We start from the raw sequence: 13,168 nt of genomic DNA on the forward strand, positions 1-13,168 counted from the left end.
CCGCTAGCGGTATTCATGGCTCAGGACAGGTGCACCGGCAGCGACGACACGCCCCTGATCACGAACTCGGCCCGCCGCAGCCCGGTCAGGTCTACGACCGCAGGACGCAGCCCGGGGAAGCGGCGCAGCAGGGTGCGCAGCGAGGTCTGCAGCTCTACCCGGGCCAGCGGCGCGCCGAGGCAGAAGTGGATGCCCGCCCCGAAGCCCAGGTGCGGGTTGTCCGTCCGCCCGACGTCCAGCCGGTCCGGGTCGTCGAAGACCGCCGGGTCGCGGTTGGCCGAGCCGAGCAGCGCGGCGACCTTCTCCCCGGTCCGGACCGTCACCTCGCCGATCCGGGTGTCGGCGATCGCGGTGCGTTCGAACAGCTGCAGCGGCGAGTCGAACCGGATCAGCTCCTCGACGCCGGTATCCACCAGCGACCGGCCCGCGGCCTCGGCCTCCAGCAGCCGCTGCCACTGCTCGGGATGGCCGAACAGGGCCAGCACGCCGTTGCCGACCACGTTCACGCTGGCCTCGTGCCCGGCGTTGAGCAGCAGGGTGCAGGTGGTGACCAGCTCGTCCTCGTCGAGCCGGGCGCCGGCCGAGTCGGTCTCGGCGAACAGCGAGCTGATCAGGTCCGGCTCCGGGCGGCGGCGCCGCTGCGCCACCAGCTCGCGCAGGTAGGCCACGAACTCCCGCGCGGCGGTCTCGGCCGCGTTCCGCTGGGCGTCGCTGACCTGGTACTCGTACATCTTCACGATGGCGTTGGACCACGGCCGCAGCAGCGCCCGGTCGGCCTCCGGAACGCCCAGCAGCTCGGCGATCACCTGCACCGGCAGCGGTTCGGCGAAGCCGGCGATGAGGTCCACCGCCCGGCCGTCGCGGCCGGCCTCGGCCAGCCCGTCGGCCAGCCGGTCGGCAAGGGCTGCCACCCGGGGCCGCAGCCGCTCGACGTGCCCGCGGGCGAACGCGCCCGCCACCAGCCGGCGCAGCCGGGTGTGCGCCGGCGGCTCGTTCTCCAGCATCGAGTTGCGGTGGATCAGCTCGAAGCCGGGCATCGGGACGTCCGGCCAGCGCGGCGTCCAGATCCGGCCGAGGGTGCGGCTGCGCAGCACCGCGTTGGCCTCGGCGTAGCCGAAGGCGAGCCACATCCCGGTCCGGTCGTGCCACTGCACGCCGGCTCGGGCACGGGCCGCTGCGAAGTGCGGGTACGGATCGCCGATCACCTCGGCCGAGCTGAACGCCAGCTCGCTGGTCACCCCGCGTCCGGCTGCCTGTCAGCGGCCTTGCTCGCCAGCGCAGCCAGGTCCTGCGGGCCGAAGGCCGCCGGCAGCAGGCCGGACACCGGGATCGGGCCGCCGTCGGCAGCCACCAGCATCTCCGGGCCGCCGTGCTCGAACAGCAGCTGACGGCACCGCCCGCACGGCATCAGCAGCGCGCCCGCGCCGTCGACGCACACCATCGCGACCAGCCGGCCGCCACCGCTTGCCGTCAGCGCCGACACCAGCCCGCACTCGGCGCACAGGCCCAGCCCGTAGGAGGCGTTCTCGACGTTGCAGCCGGTCACCAGCCGGCCGTCGGACACCAGCGCCGCGGCGCCCACCGGGTAGTTGGAGTACGGCGCATAGGCGCGGCCCATCACCGCCACCGCCTCGCGGCGCAACAGCTCCCAGTCGACCTCGGGAGTGGCCGTCACGTCTCCTCGCCCCGGCGGTACACCCGGCCGTCGGCCTTGGGCATCCGCAGCCGCTGGGAGGCCAGTGCCAGCACCAGGATGGTGACCACGTACGGGGTGGTGCCGACCAGCTCGTCGGGCACCCGGTCGGTGTCGACGTACCAGAACACCGCCAGCACCGCGATCACCACGGCGACCGCCGCGATGGCCCGCTGGCCGGACCGCCACTGCCAGATCGCCACCAGGGCCAGGGCGATCGCCATCAGCAGCAGCAGCGGGTGCACCGCCGAGGAGCTGCGCAGCTGGATCGCGTCGGTGTAGCCGAACAGCCCGGCGCCGGCGGCCAGCGCCCCAGGGCGCCAGTTGCCGAAGATCAGCGCGGCCAGGCCGATGAAGCCGCGGCCGCCGGTCTGGCCGTCCCGGAACTGGTGGGCGGCGATCGCCAGCGCCGCGCCGCCGAAGCCGGCCAGCGCGCCGGAGACCACCACCGCGATGTACTTGTACTTGTAGACGTTGACGCCGAGGGACTCGGCGGCGTACGGCGCCTCGCCGCAGGAGCGCAGCCGCAGCCCGAACGCGGTCCGCCACAGGATCCAGGCCGAGGCCAGCACCACCAGCAGCGCCAGCACCGTCACCAGCGACAGCCGGGTGACCAGCCCGCCGAGCACGCCGGCCAGGTCCGACACCGCGAACCAGTGCTTGTCCTCCACGGTGTGCAGCCAGTCCGCGAACGGCAGCGTGATGGTGCCCGCGTCGTCGATCGGCGGGGACTGCTTCTGCCCGCCGCCCGGGTAGTGGGCGAAGGTCACCTTGGTCAGGTACAGCGCCAGGCCGGGCGCGATGATGTTGATCGCGACGCCGGAGATGATGTGATCCACCCCGAAGGTCACGGTGGCCACCGCGTGCACCAGGCCGCCGGCCGCGCCCAGCAGGGTGCCGAACACCAGCCCGGCCCAGGCGCCGTGCTCCCAGCCCAGGTAGGCACAACCCCAGGTGCCCAGGATCATCATGCCTTCCAGGCCGATGTTGACCACGCCGGCCCGCTCCGACCACAGCCCGCCGAGGCCGGCCAGCCCGATCGGCACCGCAGCCGACAGGCCGGCCGCGATCGTGCCGCTGCTGGTCAGGTCGTTGCCGCCGGTGAACGCGCGCACCGCCGACAGCACCAGGAAGGCACCGAGGGCGAAGGCGATCAGCAGCGGCGGTGACAGCCGGGACCGGCGGCGTGGGCGGACCTCCGGCTGGACGAGGCTGCTGGTGCTGATCGGGATGCTCATGCGGTCACCGCCTGGCTGACCGGAGCGGCCGGGACCTCGGCCAGCTGGGCCGCGACGTCCTTCTGTTGCAGCACCAGCCGGTACCGGCGTACCAGCTCGTAGGCGATGACCACCGACAGCAGGATCACGCCCTGCATGATCGCGGCGATCTCGCGGGGCACCCCGATGAAGTCCAGCTGGTTGGCCGACTTGCCGAGGAAGGACCACAGCACCGCGGCCAGCGCCATGCCGACCGGCGAGTTGCGGCCCAGCAGCGCGATGGCGATGCCGGCGAAGCCGAGCCCGGACTGCGCGGTCTGGCTGAAGGTGTGGGTCTGGCCGAGCAGCTCCGGCAGTCCCACCAGCCCCGCGACGCCACCGGACATCAGCATCGCCAGCAACGTCATCCGCTTGACGTTGATCCCGCTGGCGACCGCCGCCTGCTCGTTCAGGCCGGTCGCCTTGATCCGGAAGCCGAACCGGGTGCGCCCGGCGACGAACCAGTACGCCACCCCGACCGCGATCGCCACGAACAGGAAGCCGAAGATCTTGGTCTGGGTGCCGGAGTAGCTCAGCCCCGGCACCTGGCCGGACCCGCTGATCGGCTTGGTCCGGATGTTGTTGCCGCTGGACTCGCCCAGCTTGTGCAGCAGGTAGGAGCCCAGGCCCACCGCGATGGCGTTGAGCATGATCGTCGAGATCACCTCGCTGACCCCGCGGGTGACCTTGAGCACCCCGGCGATGCCGGCCCAGGCGGCGCCCACCAGCACCGCCACCAGCACCTCGGCCACCACGTGCAGCGGGCCGCCGCCGGTCAGCTGGCCGCCGACGTAGGCCGCCCCGAGCGCGGCCAGGCTGTACTGGCCCTCCACGCCGATGTTGAACAGGTTCATCCGGAACCCGATCGAGACCGCCACCGCGGACAGGTAGTACACCATCGCCTGGTTGACCATGTCGACGAAGGAGGTCGGGCGTCCGGCCTGCTTGAGCATGGTGTGGAAGACCGTCGACGGGCTGTGCCCGCCCAGGCTCAGGATCACCGAGCTGGCCAGCAGCGCGAACAGCACCGCGCCGAGCGGTGCGGCCAGGCCCAGCAGCACCGAGCGCAGCGGGTAGCGCTGGCGCAACCGGCTGGCCAGGCTCGGCGTGCCCACTGCCCCGCTGGTCGCGCTCATGCGGCACCTGCCGCGGCGCCGGCACCGGTCATCGCCGCGCCGAGGTCCTCGGCGGTGACCGTCGCGGGGTCGGCCTCGGCGACGAACCGGCCGCGCAGGATCACTCGGATCGAGTCGGACATCCCGATCAGTTCCTCCAGGTCTGCCGAGATCAGCAGGACGGCGAGCCCGGCGGCCCGGGCCCGGCGGACGTGGTCCCAGATGGCGGCCTGCGCCCCGACGTCCACCCCGCGGGTGGGCTGGGAGGCGATCAGCAGCACCGGGTCGCCGGACAGCTCGCGTCCCACGATGAGCTTCTGCTGGTTGCCGCCCGACAGCGCCAGCGCCGGCACGTCGATGCCCGGGGTGCGCACGTCGAACTCGGACACGATCCGCTCGGTGTCCCGGCGGGCCCCGGCCCGGTCGATCAGCGGTCCCCGGACGTTGGGCGCCGATTCCGAGTGCCCGAGCACCCGGTTCTCCCACAGGGTGGCCTCCAGCAGCAGCCCCTGCCGCTGCCGGTCCTCCGGGATGTAGCCGACGCCGGCCAGCCGGCGGTTGCGGGTGGAGGCGGCGCTGATGTCGCGGTCGTTGAGCGTGATGCTGCCCGCGGCGATCGGCCGGATGCCCATCAGCGCCTCGACCAGCTCGCTCTGGCCGTTGCCCTCCACGCCGGCGATCCCGTAGATCTCACCGGCGTGGATGTCGAAGGACAGGTTGTCTAGCACCTTGCGGCCGCCGTCCCCGGTCACCGTCAGGCCCTGGACCGAGAGCACGGTGCGGTCGGAGACGGTGTCGGAGCGGGTCTCCGGGCTCGGCAGCTCCGACCCGACCATCATCTCGGCCAGCTGCCGGGGAGTGATCGAGCGCGGGTTGGCGGTGCCGACGGTGCGCCCGCGCCGGATCACCGTGATGTCGTCGGCGACCGAGATCACCTCGTCCAGCTTGTGCGAGATGAACAGGATGGTCAGCCCCTCGTTCTTGAGCTCGCGCAGGTTCTGGAACAGTTCCTCGACCTCGTGCGGGACCAGCACCGCGGTGGGCTCGTCCAGGATCAGCAGCCGGGCGCCGCGGTAGAGCACCTTGGCGATCTCGACCCGCTGCCGGTCGCCGACGCCGAGGTGCTCGACCAGCGCGTCCGGTTCCAGGTCCAGGCCGTAGGTGCGGCTCAGCTCGGTGATCCGGCGGCGGGCGGCGCCGAAGTTCAGCGCCCCGCGCGCGGTCGGCTCGCTGCCCAGCACGATGTTCTCCAGCACGGTGAAGTTGTCGGCCAGCATGAAGTGCTGGTGCACCATGCCGACGCCGGCCGCGATCGCGTCCGAGGGTGAGGAGAAGGTGACCGGCTTGCCGTCGATGCGGATCTCGCCCTCGTCCGGGCGCTGCATGCCGTAGAGCATCTTCATCAGGGTGGACTTGCCGGCGCCGTTCTCCCCGACGATGGCGTGCACCGTGCCGCGCCGCACCGCGATGTTGACGTTGGCGTTGGCGATCACGCCGGGGAACCGCTTGGTGACCCCGCGAACCTCGATGGCCAGCTCGGACCCGGCCGGCGAGCCGGCGGTTCCGGGATGGTCTGGCTGGGACATCCTGCAAACCTCCTGCGCTGGGCCGCCGCGGCGGGGCCGTTTCCCCTGGCGTCGCTACTGACGAAGACGGGCCCGAGGTGACGCTAGCGAGTCACCTCGGGCCCGTCGACAACTACGGGAGTTTGGCGCCGATGAACCGGTACAAACAGTGCAACGGTGCCGGGGGTCCGACTACTCGGCCACCCTTGTTACTTGGTGGGCACCGTGATGGAGCCGTCGATGATCTTGGCCTTGAACTCGTCCACCTTGGACTTGATGTCGTCGATCTTGCCGCCGGAGGTGGAGTAGTCCACGCCACCGGCCTTGAGGTCGAAGACGGTGTTGCCGGGCTTGAAGGTGCCGTCCTTGACCGAGTCGATGAACTTTTCGACGGCCACGTCGACCCGCTTGACCATCGAGGAGATGACCACGTCCTTCACGTCGTCGGCTGCCGTCAGGTACTGGTCGGAGTCGGTGCCGATGGCCAGTGCACCCTTGGCCTTGGCGGCCTTGAACACCCCGCTGCCCGAACCGCCCGCGGCGGCGAAGATGACGTCGGCGCCGGCGTCGTAGATGCCGTTGGCGGCGGTCTCACCCTTGGTCGGGTCGTTGAAGCCACCGAAGTCCGGCGGCTGGGTCAGGTACTTGTCCTCCAGCTTGACCGACGAATCGGCGGCCTTCGCACCGGCGTCGAAGCCGGCCTGGAACTTCTGGATCAGCGCCACGTTCACGCCGCCGATGAAGCCCACGTGGTGCTTGGTGCTCTTGAGCGCGGCGATCACGCCGACCAGGAACGAGCCCTGCTCCTCGGCGAAGGTCAGGTCGGCCAGGTTGGGCGCCTGCACCGAGCTGTCGTCGATGATCGCGAACTTGACGTTGGGGTACTTGCCCACCACGGCCTTGATCGCGTCGGCGTAGGCGAAGCCGACCGCGATGATGGTGGTGAAGCCGTTGTCGGCGAGCTGGGTGAGCCGGGCCTCCTTGTCGGCCTCGGCCTCGCCCTGGGCCGCTTCGAGCTCCTTGACGTCGGAGTCGGAGAGGCCGTACTTCTTCTTGGCGGCGTCCAGGCCGGTCGCGGCGGAGTCGTTGAACGACTTGTCGCCCCGCCCGCCGATGTCGTATGCCAGGCCGATCTTCAGACCGCTGCCACCGGCGGCCGAGCTGGAACCGCCGGGGTTGGAAGTTCCGGGCGAGGTGCCGGGGGTTTCGTCGCTGCCACACGCGGTGAGCAGCATCGCAGACACCGTGACGCCGGCGATCGCAGCCACCCGGTAGGAACTGAGTCGGCGCAAAACAATCTCCTCAATGAACGGTTAGCGGGAGGCACCGCGCCTCACGACCGGCGCTACGGTAACCGGTCCGGGGATTTCCGCCGGAACCGGCGTGCTGGTTGTCATCACATTGTTGTGCGGTTGCCGGTTCGGCGGCCGGTTCGCGTGATTTCCGGCAACTGTCCGGCTGGCCTTCGCCGGGTTGCACCGCTGACTGTCCGGCAGGCCCCGGAGTGACTGTCGGGTCCGTTCGGGCGACTGTCCGGCCGGTCACAAACGGCGCCGGATTCCTCGGCAGCCTCCCGGGCCCCGACTAGGCTCGACGGTGCCGGATCGTTGCCGTCGCGACGGGTGCGACAGGTGGCCCCGCCCGGCAGAACGAGGTGCCGGAACCGGCCCGGGCGGCGGTCCGGACGTAGCAGGCCAGTCGGGAGGAGATCGGGGTGCCGACTGCAGCCACCGACCGTCCTCCCCGCGGCAGGACGAAGCTCGGCGGCACCCTCTACCGAGGCCGGGAGGGCATGTGGTCGTGGGTGGCACACCGGATCACTGGCGTGCTGACCTTCTTCTTCCTGTTCGCCCATGTTCTCGACACCGCGCTGGTACGGGTGTCACCCGAGTCCTACGACACCGTGATCGACACCTACAAGAACCCGTTCGTCAACCTGATGGAGATCGGGCTGGTCGGTGCGGTGCTCTTCCACGCCCTCAACGGACTTCGCATCGTGGCGGTGGACTTCTGGAGCCGTGGGCCGCGCCTGCAGCGCCAGATGCTGTGGGCGATCGTGGTGGTCTGGATCGTGGTGATGGTGCCGGGCGCGTTCTTCATGTTCCGGCATTCCTTCCAGACGCTGTTCGGCTCATGAGCGGCACCGGAGGCGTCCGCATCGACCCGCCGCGCAGCGGCTACACCCGCCGGCTGCGCGGGCGCACCAACACCGAGCTGTACGCCTGGCTGTTCATGCGGGTCTCGGGAATCCTGCTGGTGGTGCTGGTGCTCGGGCACCTGTTCATCATGAACATCCTCGACGGCGGGGTGCAGCGCATCAATTTCGGTTTCGTGGCAGGACGCTGGGCGTCGCCGTTCTGGCAGGTGTGGGACCTGCTGATGCTGTGGCTGGCGCAACTGCACGGCACCAACGGCCTGCGCACCGTGATCAACGACTACACCCGCAAGGATGCGGTCAGGTTCTGGCTGAAGATGGCGCTGTACGCCGCATCGGCGCTGGTGATCGCGCTGGGCACGCTGGTGATCTTCACCTTCGATCCGGGCATCGGCTAGGTGCGGCTTCGGGCGATGAGCGCTCGCGCGAAGAGCAGGAGGGCCGTGAGCGAGGATCGCAGCCCGCTCGCGGGCGAGGACCGGAGCGAACGCCAGCGATGAGCGCTCGCACGAAGAGCAGGAGGAACAGTGCAGACGCACAGGTATGACGTGGTGATCGTGGGCGCCGGCGGCGCCGGGATGCGTGCCGCGCTGGAGTCCTCGCACCGGGCCCGGACCGCGGTCCTGACCAAGCTGTACCCGACCCGGTCGCACACCGGCGCGGCGCAGGGCGGCATGTGCGCCGCGCTGGCCAACGTCGAGGAGGACAACTGGGAGTGGCACACCTTCGACACCGTCAAGGGCGGTGACTACCTCGTCGACCAGGACGCCGCCGAGGTGATGTGCCGGGAGGCCATCGACGCGGTGCTGGACCTGGAGAAGATGGGCCTGCCGTTCAACCGCACCCCGGCCGGCCGGATCGACCAGCGCCGCTTCGGCGGCCACACCCGCAACCACGGTGAGGCACCCGTCCGGCGCTCGTGTTATGCCGCGGACCGGACCGGCCACATGATCCTGCAGACGCTGTACCAGAACTGCGTCAAGCAGGGCGTGGAGTTCTTCAACGAGTTCTACGTGCTGGACCTGCTGCTGACCCGGCGCTCCGACGGCGTGGAGGTCGCCTCCGGCGTGGTCGCCTACCAGTTGGCCACCGGCGAGATCCACGTGTTCAACGCCAAGTCGGTGGTGCTGGCCACCGGCGGTTTCGGCAAGGTGTTCAAGACCACCTCGAACGCCCACACCCTGACCGGTGACGGCATGGGCGTGGTGTTGCGCAAGGGATTGCCCCTGGAGGACATGGAGTTCTTCCAGTTCCACCCGACCGGCCTGGCCGGGCTCGGCATCCTGCTGTCCGAGGCGGCCCGCGGCGAGGGCGCGATCCTGCGCAACTGCGAGGGCGAGCGGTTCATGGAGCGCTACGCACCCACCATCAAGGACCTGGCGCCGCGCGACATCGTGGCCCGGTCGATGGCCAACGAGGTACGCGAGGGGCGCGGCGCCGGCCCGGACAAGGACTACGTGCTGCTCGACCTGACGCACCTGCCGCGTGCGCAGATCGACGCCAAGCTGCCCGACATCACCGAGTTCGCCCGCACCTATCTCGGCGTGGAGCCCTACACCGAACCGGTTCCGGTCTATCCCACCGCGCACTACGCGATGGGCGGGGTGCCGACCACCATCGAGGCCGAGGTGCTGCGTACCAACACCGATGTGGTGCCGGGACTGTACGCGGCCGGCGAGGTGGCCTGCGTGTCGGTGCACGGCTCGAACCGGCTGGGCACCAACTCGCTGCTGGACATCAACGTCTTCGGCCGCCGGGCCGGGATCGCCGCCGCCGAGTACGCGCTCGGCGTAGCCCTGCCCGACCTGCCGCCGGAGCCCGAGTCCGGGGTCGTCGCGATGGTGCAGCGGCTGCTGACCTCCACCGGAGCCGAGCGGGTCAGCGTGCTGCGCGGCGAACTGCAGAACAGCATGGACCGCAATGCCCAGGTCTTCCGCACCGAGGAGTCGCTGGCCGAGGCGCAGGCCGACATCGCCAAGCTCAAGGAGCGGTATGCCGATGTGGCCATATCCGACAAGGGGAAACGCTACAACTCCGAGCTGCTGGAGGCGGTCGAGCTCGGCTTCCTGCTCGACCTCGCCGAGGTGCTGGTGGTCAGCGCGCGCAACCGCAAGGAGTCACGCGGCGGCCATGCCCGCGAGGATTACCTCGAGCGCGACGACGAGAACTACATGAAGCACACCATGGCCTACCGCCAGGCCGACGGCAGCATCGTGCTGGACTGGAAGCCGGTCGTGCAGACCCGCTACCAGCCGATGGCCCGCAAGTACTGATCTGCTTGCCTCACCATGGGAAAGAGCTGACATGACCGCCGTAGCCGACCGTCCGGCCGCCGTCGAGGCGCCGCAGCCGCGCACCGTCGAGGTGAGGATCCGCCGGTACAACCCGGAGATCTCCGACGAGGTGCGCTGGGTGACCTACCAGGTGCAGGCCTACCCGACCGATCGGGTGCTGAACCTGCTGATGAAGATCAAGGACGAGCAGGACGGCACGCTGACCTTCCGCCGGTCCTGCGCGCACGGCGTGTGCGGGTCGGACGCGATGCGGATCAACGGGGTCAACCGGCTGGCGTGCAAGGTGCTTATGAAGGACATGCCGGCCAAGCTCACCGTCGAGCCGATCAAGGGACTGCCGGTCGAGAAGGACCTGGTCGTCGACATGGAACCGTTCTTCGAGGCCTACCGGGCGGTCAAGCCGTTCCTGATCACCGGCGGCAACCCGCCCACCCGGGAATGGCTGCAGTCCCAGGCCGACCGGGACCGCTTCGACGACACCACCAAGTGCATCCTGTGCGCGGCGTGCACCACGTCCTGCCCGGTGTTCTGGACCGACGGCTCGTACTTCGGCCCGGCCGCGATCGTCAACGCGCACCGGTTCATCTTCGACTCCCGCGACCAGGGCGGCGAGGAACGGCTGGAGATCCTCAACGACCGCGAAGGGGTGTGGCGCTGCCGGACCACCTTCAACTGCACCGAAGCCTGCCCGCGTGGCATCGAGATCACCAAGGCGATCAAGGAGGTCAAGCAGGCGCTGCTGTACCGCCGCGTCTGACAGCCCCCCACTTCTCTCGGTTTCGTATCGTTCTCCTCTGTCATAAGTATCGGTCGCTATGGCCTGCCATCCTTATGACAGTTGCAAGGCACGCCGGAGTTGAGCCACGACCAGCTTCTCCTCGGCCCGGATCATTGCGCTCGGAAAACGCAAAACGAGAGCGTCGGCCAAACTCAACTCGTTCTGCCGGGCCTGGTCGTCCCACCAGCGCTGGGGACTCAGGTGCAGCGCACCATCCACCTCGACGACCACCAACCGGCCGTCGCCGCGCCGCCAGGCTGCATCGAGGTAGCGTCTGCGCCCTGAGCTGTCGCGCCGGACCTTCTGCCTCTCCGGCATGGGTAGACCGGCTCGACGACACAGCCGTACGAAGTCGATCTCGCTGAGTGCTTGGGCTCCGCCTGCGATGTCGTGCACCGCTTGGCACAACGCGACTCGATGCCGGATCCGCCGCGCATGCTGCAGCGCGGTCAACAACTGCGCCGGCGTCACCAACCGCTGCTGAACCGCCGCGGCAAGGATGCCGGCGGCGGGCCGTTCGGAGGACATGGTGCCGGCCGCCACTACCAGCGCGCCGGGCAATCCCTGACAGCGAAATCGTCGATGCCTTTCCACCGGCCAGAAGCGGGTGCGGTGCAGCCGCACCGGCAGGTTGTGCCCGCGAGCCAGCACGGCACCTTGCGGGCCGAGTACATGGATCACCGGGCGTTCCCAACCACGCAAACCTGCGAGTTCGGCGGCGGTGAAGGCGGTCAGCACACTCCGCGGGCCGCAATTGATCAGTGCCGCATGCCAGCGCTCGTGCTGGGTGAGCTGGCCGGAATGGAGTACTACCGCACGGCCACATCGTTGCCATCGGTTGGCGGCAAGGTTTGCCGCCAACTGGGATCGGCTGACGCCCAGCAATGTGAGCTCGGCCGGCGACATCACGCGCCGGCCAATCGTGCGCGCTCGTTCCGCGCGCTGAGCTGCCTTGGTGGACACTCAGCGAGTCTCGCCGGCCCACCTACTTTCCGGCGTAGTCAATCGACGATTGTGGACGGCCTCGTACCGACTGTCAGAAAATTCGAACGCTATAGCGATCGATCGTTATGACAGTTCGGCGGGAACCGGATCAGCGGCGGGAGTAACGGCGGAAAGAAGGCGGGGAGCAGGGAGCGGCGGAGGTCAGCGGAGCGGGACGATGTCGGCGGCGCCGAGCCGGGCGGCGTCGGCGGTGGCGTCGTCCGGTTGCTCCTGGGACTCGCGCTCGGCGGCCACCCGGGCCAGGTAGTGCTCCACCTCGGTCGCGGTGTGCGCGGAGTCCCAGCCCAGCACCGGCGCCATCAGCGAGGCCACCACCGGTGCCGCGGCCACGCCCCGGTCCCACGCCTCGATCGAGGTCCGGGTGCGCCGGGCCAGCACGTCGTCCAGGTGCCGGGCGCCCTCGTGCGTCACCGCGTACACCGCCTCGGCCCGCAGGTAGTCGTCGGCTCCGGGCAGCGGCTCGGCCAGCGACGGGTCCGCGGCGATCAGGTCCAGCACCTCGTGCACCAGGCTGCCGTAGCGGGCCAGCAGGTGGTCGATGCGGACCAGGTGCAGTCCGGACCGGGCGGCCAGCTGGTGGCGCTGGTTGCGCACCCCCTGCCAGCCCTCCGCCCCGACCAGCGGGATCCGCTCGGTGACCGAGTCCGGCACCGGTGCGTCCATCCCCCGGGCCGCCTCGTCCACCGCGTCCCGGGCCATCACCCGGTAGGTGGTGTACTTGCCGCCGGCCACCACCACCAGCCCCGGCACCGGATGTCCCACCACGTGCTCGCGGGACAGCTTCGAGGTCAGCTCGGACTCCCCCGACAGCAGCGGCCGGAGCCCGGCGTAGACGCCCTCCACGTCGTCGCGGCCCAGCGGCGCGGACAGCACCGTGTTCACCTGCTCGAGCAGGTAGTCGATGTCGCGGGCGCTGGCCGCCGGGTGCGCCAGGTCCAGGTTCCAGTCGGTGTCGGTGGTGCCGATGATCCAGTGCCGGCCCCACGGGATCACGAACAGCACGCTGGTCTCGGTGCGCAGGATCAGCCCGGTGCTGGACTGCAGCCGGTCCCGGGGCACCACCAGGTGCACGCCCTTGGACGCCCGGACGTGGAACTGGCCACGGGTGTCAGCCAGTTGCTGGGTCTCATCGGTCCAGACCCCGGTGGCGTTGATCACCTGCTTGGCCCGGACGTCGAACTCCACACCGGTCTCCAGGTCGACCACCCGGGCGCCGGTCACCCGGCCGGCCTGGTGGAGAAAGTCCAGCACCCGGGTGCGGTTGGCCGCCAGCGCCCCGAAGGCGACCGCCGTCCGCACCACCGTCA

The 13,168-nt window shown here is 70.0% G+C and carries 12 protein-coding genes; 4 read left to right on the plus strand and 8 right to left on the minus strand.

Going from position 1 to position 13,168, the window contains the following annotated elements; genetic code table 11:
* Positions 1-20: 20 nt before the first annotated feature.
* From VLJ82_RS04980 to VLJ82_RS05005, 6 genes are all read right to left on the minus strand, one after another.
* The gene (locus tag VLJ82_RS04980) at positions 21-1,238 is read right to left on the minus strand and encodes a cytochrome P450 (RefSeq protein WP_408662216.1); all 1,218 of its coding nucleotides are present in this window, start codon (positions 1,236-1,238) and stop codon (positions 21-23) included.
* The gene (locus VLJ82_RS04985; protein ID WP_408662217.1) at positions 1,235-1,675 is read right to left on the minus strand and encodes a cytidine deaminase; all 441 of its coding nucleotides are present in this window, start codon (positions 1,673-1,675) and stop codon (positions 1,235-1,237) included. Before VLJ82_RS04985 ends, VLJ82_RS04980 begins: the two co-directional genes overlap by 4 nt.
* Complete coding sequence (locus tag VLJ82_RS04990) at positions 1,672-2,931, minus strand: ABC transporter permease (protein ID WP_408662218.1); 1,260 nt, start codon at positions 2,929-2,931, stop codon at positions 1,672-1,674. Before VLJ82_RS04990 ends, VLJ82_RS04985 begins: the two co-directional genes overlap by 4 nt.
* On the minus strand, positions 2,928-4,085 hold the full coding sequence (locus VLJ82_RS04995; protein WP_408662219.1) for an ABC transporter permease: 1,158 nt from the start codon (positions 4,083-4,085) through the stop codon (positions 2,928-2,930). Before VLJ82_RS04995 ends, VLJ82_RS04990 begins: the two co-directional genes overlap by 4 nt.
* Entirely contained in the window at positions 4,082-5,650 is a 1,569-nt protein-coding gene (locus VLJ82_RS05000; protein ID WP_408662220.1) for an ABC transporter ATP-binding protein, read from the minus strand. The genes VLJ82_RS04995 and VLJ82_RS05000 overlap by 4 nt, the downstream gene beginning before the upstream one ends.
* A gap of 188 nt (positions 5,651-5,838) precedes the next feature.
* Complete coding sequence (locus tag VLJ82_RS05005; RefSeq protein ID WP_408662221.1) at positions 5,839-6,921, minus strand: BMP family lipoprotein; 1,083 nt, start codon at positions 6,919-6,921, stop codon at positions 5,839-5,841.
* Between the two features lie 416 nt (positions 6,922-7,337).
* Here VLJ82_RS05005 and sdhC point away from each other — a divergent pair, with 416 nt between their 5' ends.
* The 4 genes from sdhC to VLJ82_RS05025 all read left to right on the plus strand — a co-directional run bounded on the left by sdhC (position 7,338) and on the right by VLJ82_RS05025 (position 10,835).
* A complete protein-coding gene (sdhC, locus tag VLJ82_RS05010; RefSeq protein ID WP_408662231.1) occupies positions 7,338-7,766 on the plus strand; it encodes a succinate dehydrogenase, cytochrome b556 subunit in 429 nt (142 codons plus the stop codon).
* Complete coding sequence (locus tag VLJ82_RS05015; RefSeq protein WP_408662222.1) at positions 7,763-8,182, plus strand: succinate dehydrogenase hydrophobic membrane anchor subunit; 420 nt, start codon at positions 7,763-7,765, stop codon at positions 8,180-8,182. Before sdhC ends, VLJ82_RS05015 begins: the two co-directional genes overlap by 4 nt.
* Positions 8,183-8,311: 129 nt before the next feature.
* Entirely contained in the window at positions 8,312-10,057 is a 1,746-nt protein-coding gene (sdhA, locus tag VLJ82_RS05020; RefSeq protein ID WP_408662223.1) for a succinate dehydrogenase flavoprotein subunit, read from the plus strand.
* A 31-nt stretch (positions 10,058-10,088) separates the two neighbouring features.
* Positions 10,089-10,835: a succinate dehydrogenase iron-sulfur subunit gene (locus VLJ82_RS05025; protein WP_408662224.1), complete on the plus strand. Its 747-nt coding sequence runs from the start codon at positions 10,089-10,091 to the stop codon at positions 10,833-10,835.
* A 72-nt stretch (positions 10,836-10,907) separates the two neighbouring features.
* Here the strand turns inward: VLJ82_RS05025 and VLJ82_RS05030 are convergent, their stop codons facing one another.
* Positions 10,908-11,819: a hypothetical protein gene (locus VLJ82_RS05030; RefSeq protein ID WP_408662225.1), complete on the minus strand. Its 912-nt coding sequence runs from the start codon at positions 11,817-11,819 to the stop codon at positions 10,908-10,910.
* Positions 11,820-12,002: 183 nt separating this feature from the next.
* Positions 12,003-13,168 (minus strand): glycerol-3-phosphate dehydrogenase/oxidase (locus VLJ82_RS05035; protein WP_408662226.1); only part of this gene is annotated, 1,166 nt, incomplete at its 5' end.

Origin of the sequence: Jatrophihabitans sp., from assembly GCF_035474675.1 — a bacterium.
Classification (GTDB): domain Bacteria; phylum Actinomycetota; class Actinomycetes; order Mycobacteriales; family Jatrophihabitantaceae; genus Jatrophihabitans_A.

Bases quoted from the DNA above. Each gene is read 5' to 3' on its own strand.
- VLJ82_RS04990 (WP_408662218.1), bottom strand. From the start codon at position 2,931: ATGAGCATCCCGATCAGCACCAGCAGCCTCGTCCAGCCGGAGGTCCGC.
- VLJ82_RS04995 (WP_408662219.1), bottom strand. From the start codon at position 4,085: ATGAGCGCGACCAGCGGGGCAGTGGGCACGCCGAGCCTGGCCAGCCGG.
- VLJ82_RS05000 (WP_408662220.1), bottom strand. From the start codon at position 5,650: ATGTCCCAGCCAGACCATCCCGGAACCGCCGGCTCGCCGGCCGGGTCC.
- VLJ82_RS05015 (WP_408662222.1), top strand. From the start codon at position 7,763: ATGAGCGGCACCGGAGGCGTCCGCATCGACCCGCCGCGCAGCGGCTAC.
- VLJ82_RS05025 (WP_408662224.1), top strand. From the start codon at position 10,089: ATGACCGCCGTAGCCGACCGTCCGGCCGCCGTCGAGGCGCCGCAGCCG.